The sequence below is a fragment of the Actinoplanes sp. SE50/110 genome (assembly GCF_900119315.1).
Lineage (GTDB): Bacteria > Actinomycetota > Actinomycetes > Mycobacteriales > Micromonosporaceae > Actinoplanes.
Map to the genome: position 1 here is coordinate 2,683,830 of NZ_LT827010.1, position 25,156 is coordinate 2,708,985.

Here is a 25,156-nt window from a genome sequence, read left to right on the forward strand (position 1 = left end):
GGCCCGGCTTGCCGCTGCGGCGGCGCGGCTGCCGGGGACACCGCGCACGCGGCCCGGGTGCTCGGCGCGGACGGCCTATCGTATCGACGTGAACTGCTGCACCCCGTCCGGCGGGGACCGCCCCGCGGGAGAGGTCCCGGCCGTCGCCGCGGGCGGCACCCACACCGTCGACCAGGCCCGCGTGCCCGGGCAGACGTTCGCGATGGGCGACGCGCACGGCGACGGGCACCCGGCCGACGGTGAACAACCGGTGCACCCGGTCACCGTGCCCGGGTTCACGATCGACGTGACCGCGGTGACCGTCGCCGACTTCCGGGCGTTCGTGACCGCCACCGGCTTCCGCACCGACGCCGAGCACTTCGGCTGGTCGGCGGTCTTCCACTCGGCGGTCGCCGACCCGGAACGGGTGGCCGGGCGGATGGCCGGCACACCCTGGTGGCTCGGCGTCGGGGGCGCCGACTGGGCACACCCGGGCGGACCGTCCACCGTGGCCCTCGACGACCACCCGGTGGTGCACGTCAGCTGGAACGACGCCCAGGCGTACTGCACCTGGGCGGGTCGCCGGCTGCCGTCCGAGGCGGAATGGGAGTGCGCGGCCCGCGGCGGGCTCGACCGGCTGCGCTACCCGTGGGGCGACGACCTGCCGGCCGGCGACGACTGGGCATGCAACATCTGGCAGGGCGACTTCCCGGTACGCAACACCGCGGAGGACGGGTGGGTCACGACCGCGCCGGTACGGGCGTATGCGCCCAACGCGTACGGGTTGCACCAGGTGGTCGGCAACGTCTGGGAATGGTGCGCCGACTGGTTCTCACCGCGGTACTACGCCGTCTCGCCCGGCGACGACCCGCGCGGGCCGTCACGGGGCGCCGCGCGGGTGATCCGCGGCGGGTCCTACCTGTGCCACGACTCGTACTGCAACCGGTACCGCAACGCCGCCCGATCGTCGAACACCCCCGATTCGTCGACCGGCAACATGGGTTTCCGGACGGTGGTGCTGTCCATATCAGAGGGATAACGGTCTGACCGCCGGGACGGGTGCGCGCGCGGCGCGGGCGCCACGCTGAACCGGTGATGCCGACGATCCTGTGGGGCGCGGTACGTTCCCGGGCCGCGCAAGCCTGCACACTCCTGCTGCTCACCGGGCTGCCGGCGGCGGTCGCCGCGGCCGCGCCCCGGTTCGTGCTGACCGGGACCGAACGGGCCGCCACCGCCGCCGCGGCCGGCGTCCCCGCCGCCCAGCGCACCATCACCGTGCACCGGGAAGACGACACCCAGGGCGACCCGGCCGCGACCCTCGCCGGATTCGGCGCCGCCGTCGACCGCACCCTGCCGATGCCCGGCGCCGCAACCGTGCTCGGCCTCAGCCGGCAGATGAGCGTCACGGACGCCAGCGGCGTGCCCACCCCGATCAACGTCGACTACCGCGCCGGCTTCTGCCGGCGGGTCCGGCTCACCGCCGGCACCTGCCCGGCCGCGGCCGGCGACGCCGCCCTCACCACCGCGGTCGCCACCCGCCTCGGCGTGCGGCCCGGCGACTTGGTCCGGATCCAGTCGACCAGCGCCGCCCCGTTCCTTCCCCTCCGGGTCACCGGCATCTACGAGATCATCGCCCCGGAAACCGGATACTGGGCCGACGAGTTGTACCGGACCGGCAGCGGCACCGACCCGATCTACACCGCCGCCGCCACCTTCACCGGCGACCAGCTCGGCCGGGCCGTCCTCACCTGGTCGGCCGAGGCGCCGCCGGCCCTGCTGCGCGGCGCCGGCGGCTACGACCTCGGCGCCCTCGTCGCCCGGGCCGGCGAACTCGGCGACGTCGAAGACCCGACCGGACCGCTGCGGGCCGACCTGGCCGACGCCGGCGCCCGGCTGCTGCGCGCGGTGCTGCTCGCCGCCGTCCCGGTGCTGCTGCTCGGGTGGTACGCGATCGCCCTGGCCGGCCGCTACACCGCCCGCGACCGGCGCCGCGACGCTGCCTGGGCGAAACTCCGCGGCGGCCGCCGGCGGCGCGTGCTGCTCCTGCTTTCCGGGCAGCACCTGCCGCCGGTGCTGGCCGGCGGGCTGCTCGGGGCGACGGTCGGCATCGGCGTCGCCCGGCTCCTCGACGGGGCCGCGCCGCCGGTCACGGCGGCCGGGTCGCCGGGTGCGTCCGGCGTCGACGCCGGGTCGTGGGGCTCGCCGGACGTCGTCGCCGGGTCATCGGGATCGCCCGGCGTCGTCGCCTGGTCGTTGGGGGCGGCCGGGCTGGTCGTCGGGGGAGCACTGGCCACCCTGGTCATCGCCGACCTGCTGCTGCTGCGCACCCCGGTCGGCACCCTGCAGCGCGACATCCCCGCCGCGCGCGGCGGGCGGGCCGCCCTGCTCGCCGACGCGCTGCTCGTCGCGGTCGCGGTCGCCGCCGCCTACCAGGCGCGATCCGGCAGCCCGGACGCCGGCGTCGGTGCGGTCGCGCCCCTCGCCGTCGCCGCGGCGGTCGCGGTGCTGCTGGCCCGGTTGCTCATCCGGGCAGCCGATGCGGGCGGGGCGGCGGCCCTGCGGGCCGGGCGGCTGCGGGCCGGGCTGGCCGCCGTCCGGATGTCCCGGCTCGCCGGACTCGACCGGGTGTTCGCCATCCTGGCCGTCGCGGTGGCGATCCTGGTCACCGCGGCCGGAGCGGCCGGCGCCGACCGGCGGGCCCACCGGGAACGCGCCGAAGCCGAACTCGGTGCGGCGCGGGTGCTGACCGTGCGGGTGCCGAACTGGACGGTGCTGTGGCATGCGGTGCGGGCGGCGGACCCGGCCGGGCGGTACGCGATGGCGGCCGCGGTTGACCGGACGGGGAGCCCGCCGACCGTTGCGGTGGATTTCGGGCGGCTGGGGGTGGTGGGGGCATGGCGGCCCGAGTACGGGCCGCGCCCAGCACCACCGGAATCACCGGTCCCTTCGGTCCTGCCGAACTCGCCGGACACGCCAGCCTCACCAGGACCGGCCACCTCGACCGGCACTTCGACATCACCAGGCGCCGCAACCTCGTCCGGCACTTCGACATCACCAGGCGCCGCAGCCTCACGAGGCACATCGACCCCGCCGGGCACCCTAGGCTCGAAAGGCACATCTGTCGCTCCGGTTTCCCCGACCTCGGCAGGCACGGCAGCCCCTCGCGGCACCCACGCCTCGGCAGGCGCAAAGGCCTCTGCTGACACGCCGGCCTCAACGGCAACGGGGGCCCCGGCGGGAAGTGTCTCCTCTCTGGGCACAAAAGCCCCTCTGAACACGGATGCCTCGCCAGGCACGCCGGCCGCCTCTGCCGCGTTCGTCCCTACTGGGGGCTCGGCCCCTCAAGGACCACAGGTATCTTCGGCCCCATCGCGGTCGGGTGTCCCGGTGGTCTCGGTGGGCGCTGGGCCCGGGGTGACCGATGGGGCACCGGGGACCGCCGTGATCAGTGGGCGGTCGCTCGTGCTGAAGGTGCGAAATGGGCGTACGGCGGCGGCCACCGTCGATGCGGTGCTGCTCAACGAGACCAGCGGGGCGCGGGTGGTGGTGTCGTTCGGGCCGGTGCCGCCCGGTGAGCACGCCGTGACCCGGCCGCTCGACGGCTGCGACGGCGGCTGCCGGTTGCTGCGCTGGGAGATTCCCAGCCTGCCCGGCGCGGACGGGAAACCCACGCCCGACCCGGTGGTCCTGCACTCGCTGGCCCGGCTCGGCCCGGACGCCGAGCTGATCGGCCCGGCCCGGATGGCCGACGCGACCCGCTGGCGTACCGTCGCGGCCGGCGTCGGCCTGCAACTCAGCGGCGGTCCGGACGGTCTGACCGTCACCGCCGCGCCGAACGGCGGCACAGCCGACAGCGACCGGGTGTTCGCCGTGGACAGTCTGCTGCCGCTGCCCGTGCTGCTGGCCGGCCCGACGCCGGTGCCGTGGCGGTTCGCCGAGCCGGAGATCACCGTGCTGGGCGCCGGGCCGGTGCCGGCCCGGGTGACCGGGACGGCCGCCGCGCTGCCGGTGACCGGCGCCGCCGGGATCCTCCTCGACTTCGACACGGTGCGCCGGACGGCCGGGGAGTTCTCGCCGGCCGGCGAAACCCAGGTGTGGCTGACCGCGAACGCCCCGCCCGACGTCGTCGACCGGCTCAGGGCCGCCGGGGTCACCGTGCTCGGCGACGAGAGCATCGCCGGCCGGGCGGCTCGCCGGCCCGGCCGGGGCACCGCCCCGGCCGGACCGTTCGCGCTGCTCTGCGCGGTGTCCGCGGTGTTCACCGCGGCCGGCGCCACCGCGGTCGCGGCGGCGGTCGACCGGGTACCGCAGCGGGCCGCCACCGCCGCGCTGCGGGTGCAGGGGCTGCCCGCCCGGGCGGCTGCCGCGACCCGCTATCTGGGGCCGTCAGCCCTGGTCGCGGCCGGCACCCTGGGCGGGGTGGCGGCGGCCCTGGTGGCGCGGTGGATCACCGGGGAGCCGGAATCCTTCTTCGCCGACGGGTGGCGCCTCCTGCCGCCACCCGAGGTGCTCGGCGGGGCGCCGCTGCTCCTCGCCGCCTTCGCCGCGTGGCTGTTCCTCACCCTCCTGGCCGCGCTGGCCGCCCGCACCGAAGGCGACCACCGATGACCACCCGCACACCGGGCCCGGGCCGGGCGCGACGGCCGCTTGCCGGGGCCGGCGGAGGGCGGTCATCGACGACCACCCGCGCACCCGGGCACGGGCCGGGTGCGACGGCCGCTTGCCGGGGCCGGCGGAGGGCGGTCATCGACGACCATCCGCGCACCCGGGCCGGGGCCGGGCGCGACGGCCGCTTGCCGGGGCCGCCGGAGGGCGGCTGTCGGCCGTCAGCTTGGGAGTGGACCGCGGAACCAGCCGTTGGCCGGCGGCATCGCGATCGACTTCGGTACGGGCGGCGGGTGGCGTTCGGTGGTCGACCCGAGCCGCGCGGTGGGGCGCCGCCGGGTTGCGGCCGGGAGAGCGGCGGGGGCCGGGCGGACCGGCCGGCCGGGAGCGGTGGCCGGGGCGGGAAGGCGTGTGGTGATCGCGGTGGGGCGGCTTGGTGGGGGTGGGCGGCGGTGATCGCGGTGGTGCTCGCGATGGTGCGGGCGAGAGGTGGGGCGGCGCTCATGCTGGCGGTGCTGGCCGCGTTCGCGGTGGCTCCGGTGGTGGCGGCGCCGGCGTATCTGCGGGCGGCGGACCGGGTGGTGGCGGCCGGGCAGGTGGCGGCGGCGGATCCGGCGGAGCGGGCGGTCAGCCTGCAGGCGGTCGAGGGGGATTCGCGCCGGTCGACCGGGGATCCGGCCGGGCAGGTGGACCTGTCGTCGACCGGGGCTTCGCTGATCGGCCTGCCGGGGTTCCGGTATGCGTACGCCGCCGAGTTTCCCGCCGTCGGCCTGGAACCCGACGCCCGGACACCGACCCGCCTGGTGCACCGGCAGGACGTCTGTGCCCACCTGGTGATGGTGACCGGCCGCTGCCTGCTCGGCGAGGGTGACCTGGTGCTCGGCGAGGAGACGGCGCGGCGGCTGCGGCTGGCGGCCGGGCGGTCGGTGAGCCTGTCGTACGCCCGCTTCGATCAGAACCCGGACTCGCAGCTCTGGGTGGGTGACGGGGCGGCCAAGAAGTTCTTCCTGGCCGGGACCTATCGGGTCGCCGACCCGTCCGATGTGTACTGGGGGTCGCACGGCTACTTCGCGTTCGCCGAGACGCCGGGCGGGACCCGGGCCGGCGAACCGGCCTTCACCGGCCTGGCGTCGGTCACCGCGATGGAGCACGGCGACGTGCAGCTCGCCATCGACGGGTATGCGGGGCCGGGCGCGCTGGACGCCGACCGGCTGCCGGCGCTGCGGGCCGGGCTCGACGAGGTGCGCCGCACCGTCACCGACCTGGGCGCCGGGGACGGTGTCAGCACCTCCGCGAACCTGAAGCTGGTCACCTCCATCCCGGCGCTGCTGGCCCGGATCGACGAGGGGCACGTGACCGCCCGCCGGATCGTGCCGGTCCCGGCCGTCGCCCTGGTGCTGCTCGCCTGCCTGGCCCTGCTGCTGGCGGCCGCGGCCGGGGCCGAGGCGCGCCGCCCGGAGACCGCGGTGATCGCGCTGCGCGGGGCCCGCGGGCCGCACCGCTGGTGGCTGGCCTCCGGGGAGAGCGTGGTCGCGGTGCTGGCCGGCGCGGTCGCCGGCGCCCTGGCCGGGCAGTTGCTGGTCAGCGCGGTGGTGGTGCTGCGCTGGCCGGGGGTGGGTGCCGGGGTGCACCTGAGCTCGCTGCGGTATGCCGCGCCGGCCTCCGCCGCGGCCGTGCTGACCGTGCTGATCGCCCAGCTGGGTCCGCTGCGCCGTCCGGTCGGTGAGCTGCTGCGCCGGACCCCGGTTCCGGGCCGCCGGGCCGGGCTCGCCGTCGACGTGCTGGTCCTCGGGCTGGCCGTGGCCGCCGTCGTCCAGCTCGCGCTCGGCCGGGGTGACCTGGTCGGTGTCGGCGCGACCGCACCGGCACTGTCCATGCTGGCCGGTGCGCTGCTGGTGGCCCGGCTGCTGCGGCCGGTCGCCGCCCGGCTCGGGCGACGGGCTCTGCGGCGGGGACGGCTCGGCCCCGGGCTGACCGGCCTGCTGCTGGCCCGCCGGGCCGCCACCGGGCGGGTGTTCGCACTGCTGGTCGCCGCGGTCGCGGTCAGCTGCTACGTGGTGGCCGCCGCCGATGTGGCGGCCCGCGGCCGCCGGGTCGAGGCCGACCTGAGCGTGGGCGCCGACCGTGTGCTCGCGGCCGGCCCGATCGGGCGTGCCCGGCTGCTCGCGGCGGTCCGTGCGGTGGACCCGGACCGGTCGTTCGCGATGGCGGCGGTCAAGGTCACCCAGCATCCGGGGGAGCCGCCGCTGCTCGCGGTGGACAGCGACCGGCTGGGCGCGGTCGCCCACTGGCCGGGCGGTTCCGTGCCGGCCGGGGTCGCCGCCGTGCTGCACCCGCCCGCGCCCGCCCCGGTCGAGGTGCCGGGCGGGCCGGATCTGACCCTGGACATCACCGCCGCGGAGTTCGCCGAGGGCCGGGCGGTCAGCGTGGACGCGGTGGTCAGCCCGGTCCGCGGGCCGGGCTCGGACGTGCTGGCACCGATGGGGGTGCTGCGGCCGGGTCGGCACGTCTACCACTACGCGACCGATCAGTGTGCCGGCGGCTGCCGGTTGAACGCGCTGCGGATCGCGGCCGGCACCACGCTCGGCGTGCACGGTGTGCTCACCCTGCACGGGCTGGGCAGCGGTGATCCGGCGGCGTGGCGGGTCGGGCAGGGCGGCCGGCTCGGCACCGTGCCGGACGGGTTGCGGCTCGAGGTGACCACGATGGACGAGGCGAGCGACGGGCTGCTGCTGCAGCCGGCGGACACCCCGTGGCCGCTGCCGGTCCTGGCGACCGGCAGTTTCGTCCCGGGCCGGGCGACCGGCCTGGACTATCGGCAGGTCCCGGTGACCGTGGCGGGCCGGCTGGCGGCCGTGCCGGCGTTCGGTGAGCCCGCCGTGCTGACCGATCTGGAATACCTGGATCGGGTCTCCACCGATGCCGGCCCGACCGCGTCCGGCGAGGTGTGGCTGAATGCCCGGGCGCCGGCTGACGTGCTGGACCGGCTGGCCGGGCAGGGGATCGTGGTGACCGGTGACCTGCGGGCCGCCCAGGTCGCCGCCCGCCTGGATCAGCAGGGCGCGGCCGTCGCGCTCGGCTATGCCGCCCTGGTCGGGGTGCTGGTCGCGATGCTGGCGGCCGGGGTGCTGGTGCTGACCGCCGCGGCCGGCCGGGACCGGCAGGCCGAGGATCTGGCCGCGTTGCGCGCCCAGGGCCTGTCCCGGGCCGCGGTCCGGCGGGCCGCGCTCGGGGCGTATCCGCTGCTGGTGGCGGCCGCGATGCCGGCCGGGCTGGGGATCGCGCTGGCCGGCTGGGCGGTGACCGGTTGGGCGCTGCCGCTGGCCGGGCTGGATCCGCCGCCGCTGCCCCGCCCGCACTGGCCGGCGGTGCCCGCCCTGCTGGCGGTCGTCGCGGCGCTGGCCGTGACGTTGGGCGCCACCGCCGTGCTCTCCGGCCGCCGCACGCTGCGCCGCATCCGTTGACCGCCACCGGTGGAGAAGCGACCGGTCGCCGGTGGAGAAGCGAGCCGTCGCGGATGGAGAAGCGACCGGTCGCGGGTGGAGAAGTGAGCCGTCGCGGATGGAGATGCGACCGGTCGTGGGTGAAGGGCGACCGCCCGCCGCACGCTGTGCGCGGATTCGCTGACCGGTGCGGGAGGAGGGGCTGCCGGGACCGCCGGGGTTGGTGCGCGCGGAGGGCCGAATGTGGCGACTCACGAGGGGATGAAACCGCCCGGGCCGGGGAACGACTTCGTACGGTTAAGTCTGGAATTGATCATTTAGCTCGCCACCCGCAGCGTGTCCCGGGGGACCCGATGACCACCCTGACCGAGCCGCCCGCGCGGCGGAGTTTCTTCGCCGATCTGGGCGTCCGCCACAAGATCGGCGCGATCATCGCGATCAGCGTCCTGGTGTCGCTGGTCGCCGGCATCCTGGCGACCCGTGCCCTGAGCCGGTCGGCGTCCGCGGCCGAGCGGCTGTACCAGGCGAACATGACCAGCGCCGCGACCCTGGCCGCCCTGGAGACGATCGCCGTCTCCACCCGTAACGACCTGGCCAACCTGCTGATCTCCCGGTCCGAGGCGGACAACGCCAAGTACGAGAAGCGGGTGCAGGACGGTTTCACCGGTTTCGCGTCGACGCTCGCCACCTACAAGGCGGCCGGCCCGGCCGGTGACGCGGCGACGGTCGCCGCGCTGGAGTCGAACTGGAACGCGTATCGCCAGGTGGTCGAGAACACCCAGATCGCCAACGCGCTGAGCCGGAACGTGGATGCGTACGTCAAGGTCCGGGACGAGCAGACCGCGCCGATCACCGACAAGATCAAGGCCGGCTTCGTCGCGTTGGGCCAGGCCGAGTCGGCGGACGCGCAGAAGGCGGCGGCCGGCGCGCAGTCGACCTATCACACCAACCGGAACGTGATCCTCACGGTGCAGGTGCTCGGCAACCTGCTGGCGATCCTGATCGGCGTCCTGGTGATCCGGGCGGTGGTCGGCGCGCTGAGCCGGGTCCGGGAGGTCTGCACCCGGCTGGCGGCCGGTGACCTCACCGGGCAGACCGGTCTGACCAGCAACGACGAGACCGGGCAGATGGGCCGGGCGCTGGACACCGCGATGGTCAACCTGCGGCGCACCGTCGCGACGATCGACGAGTCGGCGACCTCACTGGCCGGTGCCGCGGATCGGGTGCGGGAGGTGGCCACCGAGATCGCCGGTTCGGCGGAGCGCACCACCAGCCAGGCGCAGACCGTGTCGGCGGCGGCCGAGGAGATCTCCCGCAGCGTCGACACGGTGTCGGCCGGCAGCGAGGAGATGGGCGCGTCGATCAGGGAGATCTCGCAGAACGCCGCCGAGGCCGCCCAGGTCGCCGGGGCCGCGGTCGACCTGGCCTCGCGCACCTCGGCGACGATGAACCAGCTCGGCGAGTCCTCCAGCGAGATCGGCAACGTGATCAAGACGATCACCGCGATCGCCGAGCAGACCAACCTGCTGGCCCTGAACGCGACGATCGAGGCCGCCCGCGCGGGTGAGGCGGGCAAGGGTTTCGCGGTGGTCGCCAGCGAGGTGAAGGATCTGGCGCAGGAGACCGCCCGGGCGACCGAGGACATCTCCCGCCGGGTGGAGGCGATCCAGGCGGACACGAACGGGGCGGTCACCGCGATCGAGGAGATCACCCGGGTGATCGCGCGGATCAGCGACTTCCAGACGACGATCGCGTCCGCTGTGGAGGAGCAGACGGCGACGACCGCGGAGATGAACCGCAGCGTCTCGGAGGCGGCGTCGGGCACCGGCGACATCGCGCAGAACATCACCGGGGTGGCGGAGGCGGCCCGGTCCACGAGCGAGGGTGTGGAGCGGTCGCAGCAGACGACGGCCGAGCTGACCCGGATGTCCGGCGAGCTGAGCGCCCTGGTCAAGGGCTTCCGTTACTAGGCTGGGCGGATGCATCTGGGGAACTGGACGGGGGACGGCACCGGCGTCACGGTGATCCTGCCGCCGCCGGGCACGGTCGGGTCGGGTGAGGTGCGCGGCGGCGCTCCGGCGACCCGCGAGTTCGACCTGCTGCACCCGGCCCGGCTGGTCGACCGGGTGGACGCGGTGGTGCTCGCCGGCGGCTCGGCGTTCGGCCTGGCCGCCGCGGACGGTGTGATGGCCGAGCTGCGGGAGCGGGGGCTGGGTTTCCCGACCGCCGCCGGCCCGGTACCGATCGTGGTCGGCATGTCCATCTTCGACGCCTCGGTCGCCGGGCGGCCGCCCGGCGCCGACGCGGGTCGGGCGGCGGTCCGGGCGGCGTTGCGCGGCGACGAGTTCCACACCGGCCGGGCCGGCGCCGGGGCCGGGGCGCACACCGGCCGGTGGCGGGGCCGCACCGATCCGGGTGGGCTGGGTCGGGCGGACGCCGCGGCCGGGCCGGCCCGGGTGACCGCGCTGGCCGTGGTCAACGCCTGGGGTGACGTGCTCGGTCCGGACGGCCGCCCGGTGTGCGGCGGCGCCGGGACGGATCAGCCGGTGGCCTCCTTCGGCCGGGAGAACACCACGCTCGGCGTGCTGGTCACCGACGCGCGGTTGAGCAAGAGCGACTGTTTCCTGCTGGCGCAGAGCGGGCACACCGGTTTCGCCCGGGCCCTGCACCCGGCCCATTCGCGGTATGACGGGGACGCCGTGGTGGCCCTGGCAACCGGGGCGCAGCCGGCCGATCTGGATCTGCTGCGGGCGGTCGCGGCGGAGGTGATGGCCGCGGCGATCCGGGCCGCCCTAGGCTGACGGGCATGCTGGTTGACTTCTCCGCGCCGGTCGCCGCCTCGCCCGCCGAGGTGGAGGCCGCGGCCGTGTCGGCGGAACTCCTCGGTTATGACGGGTTCGGCGCGGCCGAGACGAAGCACGACGTGTTCACCGCGCTGACCCTGGCGGCCCGGGCCACCGAGCGGATCTCGCTGCAGTCCGGGATCGCGGTGGCCTTCGCCCGCAATCCGATGACCGTCGCGATCCTCGCCAACGACCTGCAGCTGATCTCCGGCGGCCGGTTCCGGCTGGGTCTGGGCTCGCAGGTGAAGCCGCACATCGAGCGCCGGTTCGCGATGCCGTGGGGCCGGCCGGCGGCGCGGATGGAGGAGTTCGTGGCGGCGCTGCGGGCGATCTGGCACACCTGGGCGACCGGCGAGCGGCTGATGTTCCGCGGCGAGTTCTACCGGCACACGCTGATGACCGAGTTCTTCGATCCGGGGCCGAACCCGCACGGCAACCCACCGGTCGAGCTGGCGGCGGTGGGGGAGCGGATGACCGCGGTGGCCGGCCGGGTCGCCGACGGCCTGCTCGTGCACCCGCTGTCCAGCGTGGCCTACCTGGCGGAGAAACTGGTTCCGGCGCTGCGTGAGGCCCGCGGCGGCGCACTGGACGGCTTCCAGCTGGGCCTGGCCGCGATGGTGGTGCTGGGCGCGGACGAGGCCGAGCGGTCCCGTGCCGAGCAGGCGGTCCGGCGGCAGATCGCCTTCTACGCCTCCACACCGGCGTATCGGGGGGTGCTGGACCTGCACGGCTGGGGTGCGCTGGCCGACCGGCTCAACGCGCTGTCCCGGCGGCAGGACTGGACCGCGATGGCCGCCGAGATCACCGACGAGGTGCTGGACACCTTCGCGGTGGCCGGGGACCCGGCGGCCGTGGCGGCCGGGCTGGTCGAGCGGTTCGGCGCGACGATCGACCGGATCTCGTTGTACACGCCGTACGAGGCGGACCGCCACCAGTTGGCGGCGGTCCGCGGCGCACTGCGGGCGGCGGCCTAGCCGATCCGGATGCTCTCCACCCGGTCGGGGTAGAACGCGACGTGGTCCTTGATCTGCGCGACCGCGTCGTAGGGCTCCGCGTACTCCCAGATCGCGTCGGTCGCGGTGACGTCGTCGACGACGATCGAGTAGTAGCCGGCCTCGCCCTTGTACGGGCAGTAGGTCCGGGTGCCGGTGCGCTCCAGCAGCGTGCGGTCGACGTCGGCGAGCGGCACGTACTGCACCGCCGGATAGGTCGACTCGCGCAGGCTGAGCGCGTTGTTCGTGTCGGCCACCACCTTGCCGGCGACGGTCACCACGACCCGCTGGCCGGTCGGTGTGACGGTGATCGGATGGTCCGGCCCGGGCTCTTTGCGCGGCCTGTCACTCATCAGGATCCCTCCATGTTGTGGACCGTACCCAAGCTACTACGGTGATCGGGTGCCGAACGCCGCCATCGCCGCCGTGACCGCCGCCGGGATCGCCCACGAGGTGGTCCGGCACGGGCCGGTGAGCAGTGTCGCCGAGGCCGCCGCCACCCAGGGTGTGGAACTGCGCGATCTGGTGAAGACGCTGGTGGTCCGCCGGGGCCCGGACGACTTCCTGTTCGTCCTGGTCCCCGGCGACCGCTCGATCTCCTGGCCGAAACTGCGCGCCGTGCTGGGCGTGAACCGGCTGTCGATGCCGGACGCCGCGACGGCGAAGGCGGCGACCGGGTACGAACGCGGCACCATCACGCCGTTCGGCGCCGCCACGGCCTGGTCGGTGATCGCCGACGAGCGGACCCGTGGGCGGACCGTCGGCCTGGGCGCGGGCGAGCGCGGGGTGGCCCTGCGGGTCGGCGCCGACGCCGCGGTCGCCGCGCTGGGCGGCGAGTACGCGGACGTCACCGACCCGGCCTGACGGCTCAGGCCTTCAGCGCGTCGGCGACCGCGTCGGCCAGCGGGGTGGTCGGTCGGCCGATCAGGTCACGCAGGTCGCTGCCCGGGTTGTCGAGCACGCCGTTCTCCCGGATGTGCACGTCGGTGTCGGCGAGGATCCGGGCGAAGCCCTCCGGCACGCCGGCCCCGGTCAGGATGGTGACCAGCTCGTCGGCCGGCACGTCGTGGTAGCCGATCGTCTCGCCGGACTGCCGGCTCACCTCGGCGGCCAGCTCGGCCAGGGTGAACGGCTGGTCGCCGCCGAGCTCGTAGACCGGGCGCACGTCGTCGGCGGTGAGCACCGCGGCGGCCGCCTCGGCGTAGTCGAGCCGGGTGGCACCGGCGATCCGGCCCTCGCCGGCGCTGCCCAGGAACGCCCCGGTGGTCCGGACGGTGGGCAGCTGGGCGGTGTAGTTCTCGATGTACCAGCCGTTGCGCAGGAACGTGTATGCCACGCCCGACGCGGCGAGCGCCTCCTCGGTGGCCTTGTGCTCGGCGGCGAGCAGGATCGGCGTGGTGTCGGCGCGCAGCACGCTGGTGTACGCGATGAGCTGCACCCCGGCGGCCTTGGCGGCCTCGATCGCGGCGACGTGCTGGCCGACCCGGTTGCCGACCGCGTTGCTGGAGATCAGCAGCAGCCGGTCGACGCCGGCGAACGCGACGGGCAGGGTCTCCGGCCGGTCGAAGTCGGCCTCGCGCACCTGGACCCCGCGGGTGAGCAGGCCGGCCGCCTTCTCCGGGCTGCGCACCGCGGCGACGATCGAGGACGGCTCGACCCCGCGGCCGATCAGGGCCTCGACGACGAGGCGGCCGAGGTGTCCGGTGGCTCCGGCAACGGCGATGGTCATGGCGTACCCCTCATCAGGTGTGGGAAGTGAAGTGCTGCATTTGAGAATGCACTAACTTTTCGAAAGTGCCAACCCTGGGGGAGTATGGTGAGTGTCATGACCGATCCCGCCGACGACCTGATCCCCAGCGTCTTCGCCCGGGACTGCACGTCCCGGTTCGTGCTCGCCGACATCACCGGCAAATGGGGCGGGCTCGCGCTGGCCGCGTTGCACGACGGCACCTACCGTTTCAATGCCCTGCGCCGCCGGGTCGACGGGGTCAGCGAGAAGATGCTGGCTCAGACGCTGCAGGCGCTGGAGCGCGACGGCCTGGTCCGCCGCGAGGTGCAGGCCACCATCCCGCCGCGGGTGGAATACAGCCTGACCCCGTTCGGCGAGCGGGTCGCCGCCAAGTTCAAGGAGCTGATCGACCTCGTCGAGGGCGAGATGCCGCGGGTGCGGGTGGCCCAGGAGGAGTACGACCGGGTGCGATAGGTTCCTGTCGTGAGCGCGTCGATTCAGTCCGATGTCCCGCCGTCCGGCACCGGTTGCGTGGAGTGCCTCGAGGCCGGCGGCTGGTGGGTGCACCTGCGCCGCTGTGCCGCCTGCGGGCACGTGGGCTGCTGCGACACCTCTCCCGCGCAGCATGCCACCGCCCACTTCCGGGCGACCGGGCATGCGGTGATCCAGTCGTTCGAGCCGGGTGAGGACTGGTTCTGGGACTTCGCGGCCGAGCAGGCCGGCAGTGGGCCGGAGCTGGCGCCCCCGACCAGCCGGCCGGTGGACCAGCCGGTCCCGGGTCCGGCCGGCGCGGTCCCGGCCGACTGGAGATCCAAGATCCACTAGCGGCAACCAGAAGGATACCGAGCAAACGGCGCAAACCCGCCAAAGCTCCCTCAGGCGATCCACATCACGGTCGAAATGGTGGTCAGTCAGCCAACCGTGGAGGGAAGATGCTCGGCCTGGAAAACATCGGTCTGGCCAAACGGCTGGGCATCATCGTCGCCACGGGTGCGGTCGCCCTCGGCGGCATCGGCACGATCGCCCTGATCGGCCAGGAAAGCGTGGCCAGCAAGGCGAACGAGGTCAGCCGGCTGCAGTGCGGCCTCGCCGCGCTGAACCACCTGAACAACCGGCAGAGTGAGCTGAAGGTCGACGCGTACCGGGCGGCGGGTGGCGCCGACGTCAGCCAGGACGTCAAGGATGACGTGCAGTCGTCGTCCGAGGCGCTCGACGCGGTCTCCGGCTGCGACCTGCCCAGCTCGATCGCCGGCCAGGTGAACGGCTACCGCGGCGACTTCGACGACTTCAACACGTTCATCTCGGACTTCGTCACGGCCGGTGTGGCCGACCCCAGGTCGGTGCGCGCCCGGATCGGCGAGATCGGCGACAAGAACGACAAGACCGACGGCGAGCTGGACACCCTCACCGATGCCGTCACCAAGCAGGTCGACGACGGCCACCAGAAGACCGGGTCGGCGATCAAGCGGACCCGGTGGACCGTGATCATCGTGGCGCTGATCGCTCTCGCCCTGCTGATCGGCATGGCGCTCCCGCTGGTCCGTTCGATCCTCGGCCCGATCCGCAGAATCGGCGCGGTGATCGACGGGCTGGACAAGGGCGACCTGACCGTGCGCAGCGGGATCACCACCCGCGACGAGCTCGGCACCATGGCGCAGAGCCTGGACCACACGCTCGACAAGCTGCGTGAGTCGATGATCACCATCGCCAAGGACTCGGACTCGCTGGCCACCGCGGCCACCCAGCTCTCCGCGGTCTCCGGCGAGATCGCCTCCGCGGTCGACAACACCGACCGGCAGAGCAGCTCGGCCGCCACCGAGGCGGACGAGATCTCCCGCAACGTGCAGAGCGTCGCGGCCGGCTCCGAGGAGATGGGCCTGTCGATCCGGGAGATCTCCCGCAACGCGGCCGACGCCGCCCAGGTCGCCTCGGTCGCGGTGGCCGAGGCCGCCCGCGCCACCGAGAGCATCCGCCGGCTCGGCGAGTCGTCCGCCGAGATCGGCAACGTGATCAAGCTGATCACCAGCATCGCCGAGCAGACCAACCTGCTCGCCCTGAACGCCACCATCGAGGCGGCCCGGGCCGGCGACGCCGGCAAGGGCTTCGCCGTGGTGGCCAGCGAGGTCAAGGACCTGGCCCAGGAGACTGCCCGCGCGACCGAGGACATCGGCGCCCGGGTCACCGCGATCCAGAACGACACCACCGGCGCGGTCGAGGTGATCAACCGGATCTCCGAGGTGATCGCGCAGATCAACGACTTCCAGACGACGATCGCCTCGGCGGTCGAGGAGCAGACCGCCACCACCGGCGAGATGAGCCGCAGCATCGGTGAGGTGGCGGCCGGCTCCAGCCGGATCGCCGCGAACATCAACGACGTGTCGTCGGCCAGCCAGGCGACGGTCAGCGGCGTCAACCAGACCCGGGAGGCGAGCGAGGAGGTCTCCCGGACCGCCGAGGAGCTGCGCGCCCTGGTCGGTGCCTTCAAGTTCTGATTTCCCGGGTACAACGAGGGCCGGTCACCGTGGTGGCCGGCCCTCTTTCTCATGTCCGCGGCACGGCTGCCGATCGGGGGCGTATGCGCATCGGAACCGACCGGCTGGACGACTCACTGATCGCCCGGCGCCGGATGGTGGAGATCGCCGCGCTGGTCTGCCGCTGCATCGGCATCGCTGTCGTGCTGTGCACCGCGCTCGGCGTCCGGGGGTTCGCCGCCGAATCGGTGCCGGGTCCGGTGCTCTATCTGTGCGCTGCTCTTATGGCGTTGTCCTCTGTGATGTCCGGTTTTTCGGCACGGCACCCTGCCTCGCCGCGGTATGCGATGCTCAGCGCCCTGCAGATCGCTCTGGACACCGCGGTCACCATCGGCTGCGTGGTGTTCACCGAGCGGCACACCGGGGCGAACACCTGGCCGGTGCTGAGCCTGCCGATCGCCATCGCCGCGATCCGGCACCAGCTGCCCGGCGCCCTCGCGGTCTGGGCGGTGACCTCGGCCTCGCTGCTGCTGATGCCGCTCGACCCGGGCGCCGCCGCGCTCGGCGTCTCGCTGAACCTGATGATCGCCGGCATCAGCGGATCCCAGGCGAGCGCGTTCCAGCGCCAGCTCAGCACCCTGCAGGAGGTCCGGCGGGAACTGCAGCACCAGGCCACCCACGACGCGCTGACCGGGCTGCCGAACCGGGCGCACCTGGCCGCCTCCGCCGAGCACGACCCGGGCCGGCCCCTCGCGGTGCTGCTGCTCGACCTGAACGGCTTCAAACAGATCAACGACACGCACGGGCACGCCGCCGGTGACGTGCTGCTGCACGAGGTGGGCAACCGGCTCGGCACGGTCCTCGGTCCCGGCGATCTGGCCGCGCGGCTGGGCGGCGACGAGTTCGTGGTGCTGCTGCGCGACGCCGACGCGGCCACGGCCGGGCGCACCGCCCAGCGGATCCGGTCGGTGATCGCGCAGCCGGTCGGGATCGGTCCGGACCGGGCGGTGCGGGTCGGGGTCAGCGTCGGCGTGGCGATCCGCCCGGCCGGGGATGGCGCCGGGTTGGACGCGCTGATCGCCGATGCGGACGCCGCGATGTACCGGGAGAAGCACGCCGGACGCGCGGCGTGATGCACCATCTGACGTTCCGTGTCCGGGGCGTGCCGTTTCCCGCCCGGACGCGTTGATCCCTCACGCGGGTGTGCCGCGGCAGACGCCGTCCAGCCGGGCCGGTCCGGCAAACGGTCCGGCTGGGCGGCCCCTCACCGCCAGCCCGCCAGAACCTCCCCGACGGTCGCGGTGGCCGGTGGTCGCGGTGCCTGATTGGGCGTACGCCCGAATCGCGGAGCCGGGGAAGGCTGAACCTGACCGCCCACCTCGACGAAAGCGGACCTGGCCCGGTTGTGCGGGTGATCGGGGGCCTCGGCCGGCGTCAGCACCGGGCTCACGCAGGCATCGAGCCGGGCGAAGACCGCGGCCCATTCGTCGCGGGTGCGCGAGCCGATCCGGTCGGCGAGGATCCGGCGCAACTCCGGCCAGCCGTCCCGGTCGAACTGCCCGGGCAGTTCCGCGTCGTCCAGCCCGAGCCCGCCCAGCAGCGCGCCGTAGAACTGCGGTTCGATCGCGCCGACCGCCAGGTAGCCGCCGTCCGCGGTCCGGTACGTGTCGTAGAACGGCGCCCCGCCGTCGAGCAGGTTCTCCCCCCGCCCGCCCGGCCACTGCCCGGCGTCGATCAAACCGCGCAGGAACGTGGTGAGCAGCGCCGAGCCGTCGACCATCGCGGCGTCGACCACCTGCCCGCGCCCGGACCGCTCGCGCTCCAGCAGTGCGGCGAGCACCCCGACGGCGAGCAGCATGCCGCCCCCGGCGAAGTCGGCGAGCAGGTTGACCGGGGCGTGCGGCGGCTGCCCGGACCGGCCGAGCGGCTCCAGGGCACCGGCGATCGCCAGGTAGTCGATGTCGTGCCCGGCCGCTGCGGCCAGCGGACCGTCCTGTCCCCACCCGGTCATCCGGGCGTAGACCAGCCGCGGGTTCAGCCCGGCGCAGCGGTCCGGGCCGAAACCGAGGCGTTCGGCCACCCCCGGGCGGTAGCCCTCGACCAGCACGTCGGCCTTCGCGACCAGGTCGAGCAGACCGGCCAGTCCGTCCGGCGACTTGAGGTCGAGGGTGAGCGTGCGCCGGTTGCGCTGCAGCGGACCGTCCAGTCCGGTGCCGCCGGGCCGGTCGACCAGCACCACGTCGGCGCCCAGGTCGGCCAGCACCATGCAGCCGAACGGGCCGGGCGCGAGCCCGGCCAGCTCGACCACCCGCACCCCGCGCAGCGCGGTCATGCCGGGGCGAACCGGTCGCCGTACCGGGCGGCCAGCTCGGCGGCCCGGCCCTTGAAGTCGGGGTGCTGCTCGACGTAGCGCAGCACGCCGCCGGTCCAGGCCGGGAAGCCGATGCCGAGGATCGAACCGATGTTGCCGTCGGCATCGGTCCGCAGCACGCCCTCGGCCCGGCAGCGCAACGCGTCCAGCGCCTCGCTGAACAGCAGGCGTTCCTGCACGTCGGCGAAGGGGATGGCGCGGCCCTCGTCGGTGGCGAGCCCGGCCAGGCCGTCCCACAGTCTGCCGCGCCGGCCGTTCTCGTAGGTGTAGAAGCCCCTGCCGGAGGATCGTCCGGGTCGGTCGTGCCGCTCCAGCATCTCCTGGATCAGCGCGTGCGCCTTCGCCGGACCGGCGGTGGTCCCGGCCGCCGCGTACGCCTTGTGGATTTTGTGCATCAGCGTCAGCGTCACCTCGTCGGCCAGCGCGAGCGGCCCGGTCGGGTAGCCGGCCTGCAGCGCCGCCTGCTCGATCGACGCGGCCGGCACCCCCTCGGCCAGCATCGCGACCGCCTCGTTCATGAACTGGCCGATCACCCGGCTGGTGAAGAAGCCGCGGCCGTCGTTCACCACGATCGGCGTCTTGCCGATCCGGCGGCCCAGGTCGAAGGCGCGGGCGATCGCGGCGTCCGAGGTCTGCTCGCCGACCATGATCTCCAGCAGCGGCATCTTGCCGACCGGCGAGAAGAAGTGCATGCCGATGAAGTCGCCGGGCCGGGTCACCCCCTCGGCCAGACCGGTGATCGGCAGGGTGGAGGTGTTCGAGGCGAGCAGGGCGCCCGCGGCGAGGACCGGCTCGACCTCGGCGAACACCTGGTGCTTGAGCTTCGGGTCCTCGAACACCGCCTCGATCACCACGTCGCAGCCGCGCAGGTCCTCGACGTCGGCGGTCGGCGTGATCCGGGCCAGCACGGCCGGGTCACCCTCGGCCACCGCGCGGGCCGCCGCCTCCCGCGACACGTCCTTGACCACGACCTCCAGGCCGGCTTGCGCACACGCATAGGCGATGCCGGCGCCCATCATCCCGGCACCCAGCACGGCGATTCTGGTGGCCGGGGCGACGTCGACCCGCGGCCGGGCGGCGCCGCCGTTGACCGCGCGCATGTCGAAGAAGAACGCGCCGATCATGTTCTTCGCGATCCGGCCGGTGAGCAGCGTGATCAGCCGTCGGGTCTCGATGGTGAAGGCGGTCTCGATGTCGACCTGGGCGCCCTCCACCGCGGTGGCCAGGATCGCCTCCGGGGCCGGCATCCGGTTGCCCTTGAGCTGCTTGCGCAGGGTGGCCGGGAAGGCCGGCAGCTGGACCGCGAGCTTCGGGGTGGCCGGGGTGCCGCCGGGCATCCGGTAGCCCGGCCTGTCCCACGGCTGGGCGGCGTCCGGGTTGGCGGCGATCCACTCCCTGGCCCGGGCCATCATCTCGTCCTGCGATGAGACGACCTCATCGATCATTCCGGCTTCCCGGGCCGCGGCCGGCTTCACGCGTTTGCCGGTGAGCAGCCAGACGGTCAGGGCGGGAGCCAGGCCGAGCATCCGGACGGTGCGGGTCACGCCGCCGGCGCCCGGGAGCAGGCCCAGCGTCACCTCGGGGAAGCCGACCCGGGTGCCGGGGGCGTCCAGGGCGATCCGGTGGTGGCAGGCGAGGGCGATCTCGAAACCGCCGCCCAGGGCGGCGCCGTTGATCGCGGCGACGACCGGACGACCGTACGTCTCCAATCTCCGGAGGTCCTTCTTGATCGTGCCCAGCAGGTCGAACAGGGCGCCGGCGTCCTCCGGGCGGGCCCTGCTCATCGTGGGCAGGTCGCCGCCGGCGAAGAAGGTGCTCTTCGCGCTGCTCACGATCACGCCGGTGACCTGGTCCCGCTCCGCCTCCAGGCGGTCGAGGGCGGCGCTCATGGCGGCGACGTAGGTGGCATTCATCGTGTTCGCCGATTGGTCCGGGTCATTCATCGTCAGCGTGACGATGCCGGCCTCGTCCTTGTCGTAAGAGATCACTTGTCGAACTCCGTAACGCGCTCGATGACGGTCGCGACGCCCATGCCGCCGCCGATGCAGAGGGTGACGACGGCCCGTTTCAGATCGCGGCGCTCCAGCTCGTCGACCACCGTGCCGACCAGCATCGCGCCGGTGGCGCCCAGGGGGTGTCCGAGAGCGATCGCTCCGCCGTTGACGTTGACCTTGTCCGGGTCCAGTTGCAGATCGCGGATGTACTTGAGGACGACCGCGGCGAAAGCCTCGTTGATCTCGAAGAGGTCGATATCCGAGATTTCGAGATCCGCTGCTTTCAGGGCCTTGATCGTGGCGGGCGTCGGGCCGGTCAGCATCAGGGTGGGGTCGGCGCCGCTCACCGCCGCCCCGACGATCCTGGCGCGCGGCGTCAGCCCCAGCTCCCGGCCGGCCCGCTCGGAGCCGACCACGACCAGCGACGCGCCGTCCACGATCCCGGACGAGTTGCCGGCGTGGTGCACATGCTCGATCGACTCCAGCCAGTGGTACTTCTGCAGCGCCACCGCGTCGAACCCGGCCTGCTCACCGATCCCGGCGAAGGACGGCCGCAACTTCCCCAGCCCGGCCCGGGTGGTGTCCGGCCGCGGATGCTCGTCGACCGCCAGGATCTCCAGCCCGCTCGGATCGCGCACCGCGACGATCGACCGCTGGAACGCGCCCCCGGCGATCGCCTTCGCGGCCCGCTCCTGCGACTGGATCGCATAGGCGTCGACGTCGTCGCGGGTGAACCCTTCCAGGGTCGCGATCAGGTCGGCGCTGATCCCCTGCGGCACGAAACTGGTGGCCAGCGCCGTCTCCGGGTCGAGGAACCAGGCGCCCCCGTCCGACCCCATCGGGTTGCGCGACATCGACTCGACCCCGCCGGCCAGGATCAGGTGCTCCCACCCGGACCGGATCCGCGACGCCGCCTGATTCACCGCCTCGAGACCGGAAGCACAGAAACGATTGAGTTGTACGCCGCCGACCGTGTCCGGCAGCCCCGCGACGAGCGCCGCCGAGCGGGCCAGGTCGCCGCCCTGCTCGCCGATCGGCGTGACGATCCCCAGCACCACGTCGTCGATCCGTCGCGGGTCCAGGCCGGGACTGCGCTCGCGTACCGCGTCGATTAGCCCGGTCACCAGGGTGATCGGCTTCGTCCCGTGCAGGGCGCCGTTGTCCTTGCCTCGTCCGCGCGGGGTCCGGACCGCGTCGTACAGGTAGGCCTGCTCAGAGGACACGGGCGATCAGCTCCTTCATGATCTCGTTGGTGCCGCCGTAGATCTTCTGCACCCGGGCGTCGGCGTACATCCGGGCGATCGGGTACTCGGTGGTGTAGCCGTACCCGCCGAAGATCTGCAGGCAGCGGTCGACCACCTCGCACTGTCCCTCGGTGAGGAACAGTTTGGCCATCGCCGCGGACGCCACATCCAGTTCACCCCGGGTGTGCCGGGCGATGCAGTCGTCCAGGAAAACTCGGGACACCCGGGTCCGGGTCGCGCATTCGGCGAGAACCATCCGGGTGTTCTGGTGACCGACCAGCGGTTTGCCGAACGCGGTCCGCTCCTTCGCGTACGCGGTGGCCAGCTCCACCGCCCGCTGCATCGCCGCGACCGCACCGACCCCGATCACCAGCCGCTCCTGGGGCAGCTGCTGCATCAGCTGGTAGAAGCCGGTGTTCTCGGCGTCCGGCCCGCCCAGGATGTCGGCGGCCGGCACCCGGAACTCGTCGAAGAACAGCTCCGCGGTGTCGTTCGCGTGCAACCCGATCTTCTCCAGGTTGCGGCCCCGCCGGAAGCCGGGGGCGTCGTCGTCCAGCTCGCAGACCAGCAGGGAGATGCCGTGCGCCTTGGCGGACTGATCGGTCTTCACCGCCAGGACCAATAAGTCCGCCAGATACCCGTTGGTGATGAAGGTTTTCGAACCGGACACCAGGAGGTCCTCGCCGGTCCGGACCGCACGGGTCCGTATCGCCTGCACGTCGGAACCGCCGTCCGGCTCGGTCATCGCGATCGCGCCGATCAACTCGCCGCTGCACAGGCCCGGCAGCCAGCGGCGCTTCTGTTCCTCGGTGCCGTAGGCGGCGAGATACCCGGTCACGATCCCGCAGTGCACGGCCAGGCCGAGGCTGCCCTCGCCGGTCAGCTGCTGCTCGTGCAGCACGACGGCCTCGTGGGTGAAGTCGCCGCCCCCGCCGCCGTACTCCTGCGGGACCGAAAGCCCGAGCAGGCCGAGCTCGCCGGCCCGGCGGTAGTGCTCCCGGTCGGGATGGCCCTGCTGTTCGAGGCGGGCCGCGTGCGGCACCACCTCCTTGAGAAAGAAGGTGCGGGCCATCTCGGCCAGGTCGTCGTGTTCCGGCATGCGCCACGGCTCGGCGTAGCCGTCCAGTCCAGGCGTCGGCATCGATACACCCTCGATCACTATTGGCGCTGTGTCAACAAGGGTGTGATGAATTGGCTTTATCCATCGGGAAACCCGCTGACCGCATCGACGCGCACCCGATCTCGGAGCGAGATGGAGGGGTGCGCGACGTACGGTCCGGTTCCGGGCGGGGCGGCAGCGGCGGGAATGGCGCCCGGGGTCTGCGGTGTCGCGGGGGTCCTCGTTTCCGCTGTGCACCTACCGGCCCCGCGATGCGCACCGGGGTTGCCGGGGTGATTGTTTCTCATGTGACCGCCGTGGCCGGGCGATGCCGATCGGGTTTCCGGGGTGATCGTTTCCGGTGTGTCGGCAGGGGTTTCCGTGATGGGGGAGGATAGCCGGATCATGGCTGTGAGTGAAGCCGGGCCGGCGCGCCCGCCGATCATCCGCCGCCGGCGTCTCGAACCCGACGCCCGGCGCGAACAGATCCTGTCCGTGGCGATCCGCCTCTTCGGCGACCGCCCCTACGCCGACGTCTCCACCACCGACGTCGCCCGCGGCGCCGGTGTAGCCCGCGGCCTGGTGAACCACTACTTCGGGACGAAGAAGGAGCTCTACCTGGAGGTCATCCGGGTGATGCTGACCGTCCCCGAGGTCGCCCTCTCCCGCCTCCCGGACGGCGGCCCCGCCGAACGCGCCGACGCCATCGTCACCTGGTTCCTCGACGTGGTCTCCCGGCACAGCACGTCCTGGCTGGCCGCCATCACCGCCGGCGGGATGGCCGGCGACCCCGACGTCGACGAGGTCATCGCCGAAGCCGTCGACATCGCCGCCGACAGCATCCTGTCCGCCGTCGGCCCGGCCCCGACCGCGTCCAGCGCCACCGCTGCGGCCACCGGGCCGGCCGGCCCGTCAACCGTCGTTGTCCCTCCGGCGGTCCCGGCCGCAGGTCCTGCCGGCCCGTCATCCGGCATCACGGCCGGTGCCCCGCCGGCTGCCTCGGCGTCCGGCTCCCCACCGGCCGCTGAGCCGGGAGAGGCGTTGCGCGGCATGGCCCGCGCCTACGTCGGCCTGGCCACCTACACCGCCCGCGAGTGGCTCCAGCGCGATGCCCTGACCCGCGACCAGGTGCACACGTTGCTCACCACCACGCTGCTGACCATGGTCGAGAAGGTCTTCCCCCGGGCGACCTGACACTGCGCGCCGCAGCCGACGCGGACCGCGCGGTCCGTCCTCGCGGACGCGGCGGTCCGGATCGGCGGTCCGGTTCGCCGATCACGCCGAAGCGGTCCGAGCATCCCGCCGTATCGGGGTCAAGCGACTCCACCCCGCATGGCGGTCGAGTCAGCACCGTCCGCCCGGAGAATTCCATGGGCTGGGCTTCGGGACCGGTGGGTGCTCGGGGGGCGGTGGGCGACCTGGGCCGGTGGGTGACCGGGGGTGGAGGCGCTTGATGCGGACGGAGGCCCGGGGACGATCCCAGAGGAGAGCGACCCCGGGCTGCCGGCGTTATCCGTTGATCTTGTCGCGCCAGGCGAGGGCTTCGCGCAGCTCGCTCAGGTCGGGCTTCGGGCCGCCGACGCCGACGGTGAACAGCCGGGCGCCGAGTTCGTGCATCCGGTCGCGGCTGTCCGGCTTGCTCGCCACCGATACCTCGATCTCCGACGGGTCGCGGCCCACGTCGGAGCAGTGCCCGCGGAGCACGCCCAGCTTGTGCTCCAGGGTTTCCGCGTCGGCGAACGAGTGCCAGATGTCGGCGTGCTTGGCGACCAGGCGCAGCGTCTTCTTCTCGCCGCCGCCACCGATCAGCACCGGGATCTTGCGGGTCGGCGGCGGGTTCAGCTTGCCCCAGCGCGACTCGATCCGCGGCAGCGCGCCCGCCAGGTCGTCGAGGCGGCCGCCGGCGGTGCCGAACTCGTAGCCGTACTCGGTGTAGTCGCGTTCGAACCACCCGGAGCCGATGCCGAGGATCAGCCGGCCGGCGGAGATGTGGTCGACGGTGCGGGCCATGTCGGCGAGCAGTTCCGGATTGCGGTAGCTGTTGCACGAGACCAGGGCGCCGATCTCGACCCGGGAGGTGGACTCGGCCCAGGCGGCGAGCATGGTCCAGCACTCGAAGTGCAGACCGTCCGGCTCGCCGTACAGCGGATAGAAATGGTCCCAGTTGAACAGCACGTCGACGCCGAGGTCCTCGGCCTCGGCGGCGGTGCGGCGGATGGTGGCGTAATCCATGTGCTGGGGCTGCAGCTGAAGTCCGATGCGGACCGGCCTGTCGATCATAGGAAGCAGGTTACGTGCCGATACCGCCCCGGATCGGCTTGATGGTGACGAATCACTGGGCGGCGGCCGCCGGGATGCCGGGTGGCGCCTGCTGCGGATGCGCTGG

General features: G+C 73.5%; 19 protein-coding genes. 12 read left to right on the top strand and 7 right to left on the bottom strand.

Going from position 1 to position 25,156, the window contains the following annotated elements; translation table 11 throughout:
• Positions 1–88: 88 nt before the first annotated feature.
• The 6 genes from ACSP50_RS11975 to ACSP50_RS12000 all read left to right on the top strand — a co-directional run bounded on the left by ACSP50_RS11975 (position 89) and on the right by ACSP50_RS12000 (position 11,844).
• Positions 89–1,018 (top strand): formylglycine-generating enzyme family protein, encoded by a 930-nt coding sequence (locus tag ACSP50_RS11975; protein ID WP_014689453.1) that lies wholly within the window; start codon positions 89–91, stop codon positions 1,016–1,018.
• Between the two features lie 56 nt (positions 1,019–1,074).
• Positions 1,075–4,587, top strand: coding sequence for an FtsX-like permease family protein (locus tag ACSP50_RS11980; RefSeq protein WP_014689454.1), 3,513 nt, complete (start codon positions 1,075–1,077; stop codon positions 4,585–4,587).
• A gap of 449 nt (positions 4,588–5,036) precedes the next feature.
• Positions 5,037–8,048, top strand: a complete 3,012-nt coding sequence (locus tag ACSP50_RS11985) for an FtsX-like permease family protein (RefSeq protein WP_014689455.1) — start codon at positions 5,037–5,039, stop codon at positions 8,046–8,048.
• 332 nt (positions 8,049–8,380) lie between these two features.
• Entirely contained in the window at positions 8,381–9,997 is a 1,617-nt protein-coding gene (locus tag ACSP50_RS11990) for a methyl-accepting chemotaxis protein (RefSeq protein WP_014689456.1), read from the top strand.
• 9 nt (positions 9,998–10,006) lie between these two features.
• Positions 10,007–10,828, top strand: coding sequence for a P1 family peptidase (locus tag ACSP50_RS11995; RefSeq protein ID WP_014689457.1), 822 nt, complete (start codon positions 10,007–10,009; stop codon positions 10,826–10,828).
• 5 nt (positions 10,829–10,833) lie between these two features.
• Positions 10,834–11,844 carry a TIGR03617 family F420-dependent LLM class oxidoreductase gene (locus tag ACSP50_RS12000; RefSeq protein ID WP_014689458.1) on the top strand — a complete coding sequence of 337 codons (1,011 nt, stop codon included), beginning with the start codon at positions 10,834–10,836 and terminating at the stop codon, positions 11,842–11,844.
• Here the strand turns inward: ACSP50_RS12000 and ACSP50_RS12005 are convergent.
• Positions 11,841–12,215, bottom strand: a complete 375-nt coding sequence (locus ACSP50_RS12005; protein ID WP_014689459.1) for a DUF427 domain-containing protein — start codon at positions 12,213–12,215, stop codon at positions 11,841–11,843. The two genes, ACSP50_RS12000 and ACSP50_RS12005, sit on opposite strands and share 4 nt — an antisense overlap.
• Positions 12,216–12,264: 49 nt before the next feature.
• On the opposite strand from ACSP50_RS12005, the gene ACSP50_RS12010 reads away from it, so the two are divergent.
• Positions 12,265–12,726 carry an aminoacyl-tRNA deacylase gene (locus ACSP50_RS12010; protein WP_014689460.1) on the top strand — a complete coding sequence of 154 codons (462 nt, stop codon included), beginning with the start codon at positions 12,265–12,267 and terminating at the stop codon, positions 12,724–12,726.
• Positions 12,727–12,730: 4 nt separating this feature from the next.
• Here ACSP50_RS12010 and ACSP50_RS12015 read toward each other — a convergent pair whose 3' ends face one another.
• Positions 12,731–13,591, bottom strand: coding sequence for an SDR family oxidoreductase (locus tag ACSP50_RS12015; protein WP_014689461.1), 861 nt, complete (start codon positions 13,589–13,591; stop codon positions 12,731–12,733).
• Positions 13,592–13,687: 96 nt separating this feature from the next.
• Here ACSP50_RS12015 and ACSP50_RS12020 point away from each other — a divergent pair, with 96 nt between their 5' ends.
• From ACSP50_RS12020 to ACSP50_RS12035, 4 genes are all read left to right on the top strand, one after another.
• Positions 13,688–14,065: a helix-turn-helix domain-containing protein gene (locus tag ACSP50_RS12020; RefSeq protein ID WP_043511273.1), complete on the top strand. Its 378-nt coding sequence runs from the start codon at positions 13,688–13,690 to the stop codon at positions 14,063–14,065.
• Positions 14,066–14,074: 9 nt separating this feature from the next.
• Positions 14,075–14,416, top strand: a complete 342-nt coding sequence (locus ACSP50_RS12025; protein ID WP_014689463.1) for a UBP-type zinc finger domain-containing protein — start codon at positions 14,075–14,077, stop codon at positions 14,414–14,416.
• 107 nt (positions 14,417–14,523) lie between these two features.
• Positions 14,524–16,083, top strand: coding sequence for a methyl-accepting chemotaxis protein (locus ACSP50_RS12030; protein ID WP_014689464.1), 1,560 nt, complete (start codon positions 14,524–14,526; stop codon positions 16,081–16,083).
• Positions 16,084–16,166: 83 nt separating this feature from the next.
• The gene (locus ACSP50_RS12035) at positions 16,167–17,195 is read left to right on the top strand and encodes a GGDEF domain-containing protein (RefSeq protein WP_014689465.1); all 1,029 of its coding nucleotides are present in this window, start codon (positions 16,167–16,169) and stop codon (positions 17,193–17,195) included.
• Positions 17,196–17,326: 131 nt separating this feature from the next.
• On the opposite strand, the gene ACSP50_RS12040 is transcribed toward ACSP50_RS12035, so the two are convergent.
• The 4 genes from ACSP50_RS12040 to ACSP50_RS12055 are packed head-to-tail and all read right to left on the bottom strand — an operon-like array spanning position 17,327 to position 22,812.
• Positions 17,327–18,394 (bottom strand): CaiB/BaiF CoA-transferase family protein, encoded by a 1,068-nt coding sequence (locus ACSP50_RS12040; RefSeq protein ID WP_014689466.1) that lies wholly within the window; start codon positions 18,392–18,394, stop codon positions 17,327–17,329.
• The gene (locus ACSP50_RS12045; RefSeq protein ID WP_014689467.1) at positions 18,391–20,421 is read right to left on the bottom strand and encodes a 3-hydroxyacyl-CoA dehydrogenase NAD-binding domain-containing protein; all 2,031 of its coding nucleotides are present in this window, start codon (positions 20,419–20,421) and stop codon (positions 18,391–18,393) included. Before ACSP50_RS12045 ends, ACSP50_RS12040 begins: the two co-directional genes overlap by 4 nt.
• Entirely contained in the window at positions 20,418–21,650 is a 1,233-nt protein-coding gene (locus ACSP50_RS12050; RefSeq protein ID WP_014689468.1) for an acetyl-CoA C-acetyltransferase, read from the bottom strand. Before ACSP50_RS12050 ends, ACSP50_RS12045 begins: the two co-directional genes overlap by 4 nt.
• Positions 21,640–22,812 carry an acyl-CoA dehydrogenase family protein gene (locus tag ACSP50_RS12055; protein ID WP_014689469.1) on the bottom strand — a complete coding sequence of 391 codons (1,173 nt, stop codon included), beginning with the start codon at positions 22,810–22,812 and terminating at the stop codon, positions 21,640–21,642. The genes ACSP50_RS12050 and ACSP50_RS12055 overlap by 11 nt, the downstream gene beginning before the upstream one ends.
• Before the next feature lie 363 nt (positions 22,813–23,175).
• Here ACSP50_RS12055 and ACSP50_RS43880 point away from each other — a divergent pair, with 363 nt between their 5' ends.
• Positions 23,176–23,964, top strand: a complete 789-nt coding sequence (locus ACSP50_RS43880) for a TetR/AcrR family transcriptional regulator (RefSeq protein WP_231956912.1) — start codon at positions 23,176–23,178, stop codon at positions 23,962–23,964.
• A 315-nt stretch (positions 23,965–24,279) separates the two neighbouring features.
• On the opposite strand, the gene ACSP50_RS12065 is transcribed toward ACSP50_RS43880, so the two are convergent.
• The gene (locus ACSP50_RS12065; protein ID WP_014689471.1) at positions 24,280–25,050 is read right to left on the bottom strand and encodes an LLM class F420-dependent oxidoreductase; all 771 of its coding nucleotides are present in this window, start codon (positions 25,048–25,050) and stop codon (positions 24,280–24,282) included.
• Positions 25,051–25,156: the final 106 nt, after the last annotated feature.

Bases quoted from the DNA above. Each gene is read 5' to 3' on its own strand.
- ACSP50_RS12055 (WP_014689469.1), bottom strand. From the start codon at position 22,812: ATGCCGACGCCTGGACTGGACGGCTACGCCGAGCCGTGGCGCATGCCG.
- ACSP50_RS12035 (WP_014689465.1), top strand. From the start codon at position 16,167: ATGCGCATCGGAACCGACCGGCTGGACGACTCACTGATCGCCCGGCGC.
- ACSP50_RS12015 (WP_014689461.1), bottom strand. From the start codon at position 13,591: ATGACCATCGCCGTTGCCGGAGCCACCGGACACCTCGGCCGCCTCGTC.
- ACSP50_RS12005 (WP_014689459.1), bottom strand. From the start codon at position 12,215: ATGAGTGACAGGCCGCGCAAAGAGCCCGGGCCGGACCATCCGATCACC.
- ACSP50_RS11995 (WP_014689457.1), top strand. From the start codon at position 10,007: ATGCATCTGGGGAACTGGACGGGGGACGGCACCGGCGTCACGGTGATC.
- ACSP50_RS11990 (WP_014689456.1), top strand. From the start codon at position 8,381: ATGACCACCCTGACCGAGCCGCCCGCGCGGCGGAGTTTCTTCGCCGAT.
- ACSP50_RS11980 (WP_014689454.1), top strand. From the start codon at position 1,075: ATGCCGACGATCCTGTGGGGCGCGGTACGTTCCCGGGCCGCGCAAGCC.
- ACSP50_RS12030 (WP_014689464.1), top strand. From the start codon at position 14,524: ATGCTCGGCCTGGAAAACATCGGTCTGGCCAAACGGCTGGGCATCATC.
- ACSP50_RS12065 (WP_014689471.1), bottom strand. From the start codon at position 25,050: ATGATCGACAGGCCGGTCCGCATCGGACTTCAGCTGCAGCCCCAGCAC.
- ACSP50_RS43880 (WP_231956912.1), top strand. From the start codon at position 23,176: ATGGCTGTGAGTGAAGCCGGGCCGGCGCGCCCGCCGATCATCCGCCGC.
- ACSP50_RS12040 (WP_014689466.1), bottom strand. From the start codon at position 18,394: ATGACCGCGCTGCGCGGGGTGCGGGTGGTCGAGCTGGCCGGGCTCGCG.
- ACSP50_RS12020 (WP_043511273.1), top strand. From the start codon at position 13,688: ATGACCGATCCCGCCGACGACCTGATCCCCAGCGTCTTCGCCCGGGAC.
- ACSP50_RS12000 (WP_014689458.1), top strand. From the start codon at position 10,834: ATGCTGGTTGACTTCTCCGCGCCGGTCGCCGCCTCGCCCGCCGAGGTG.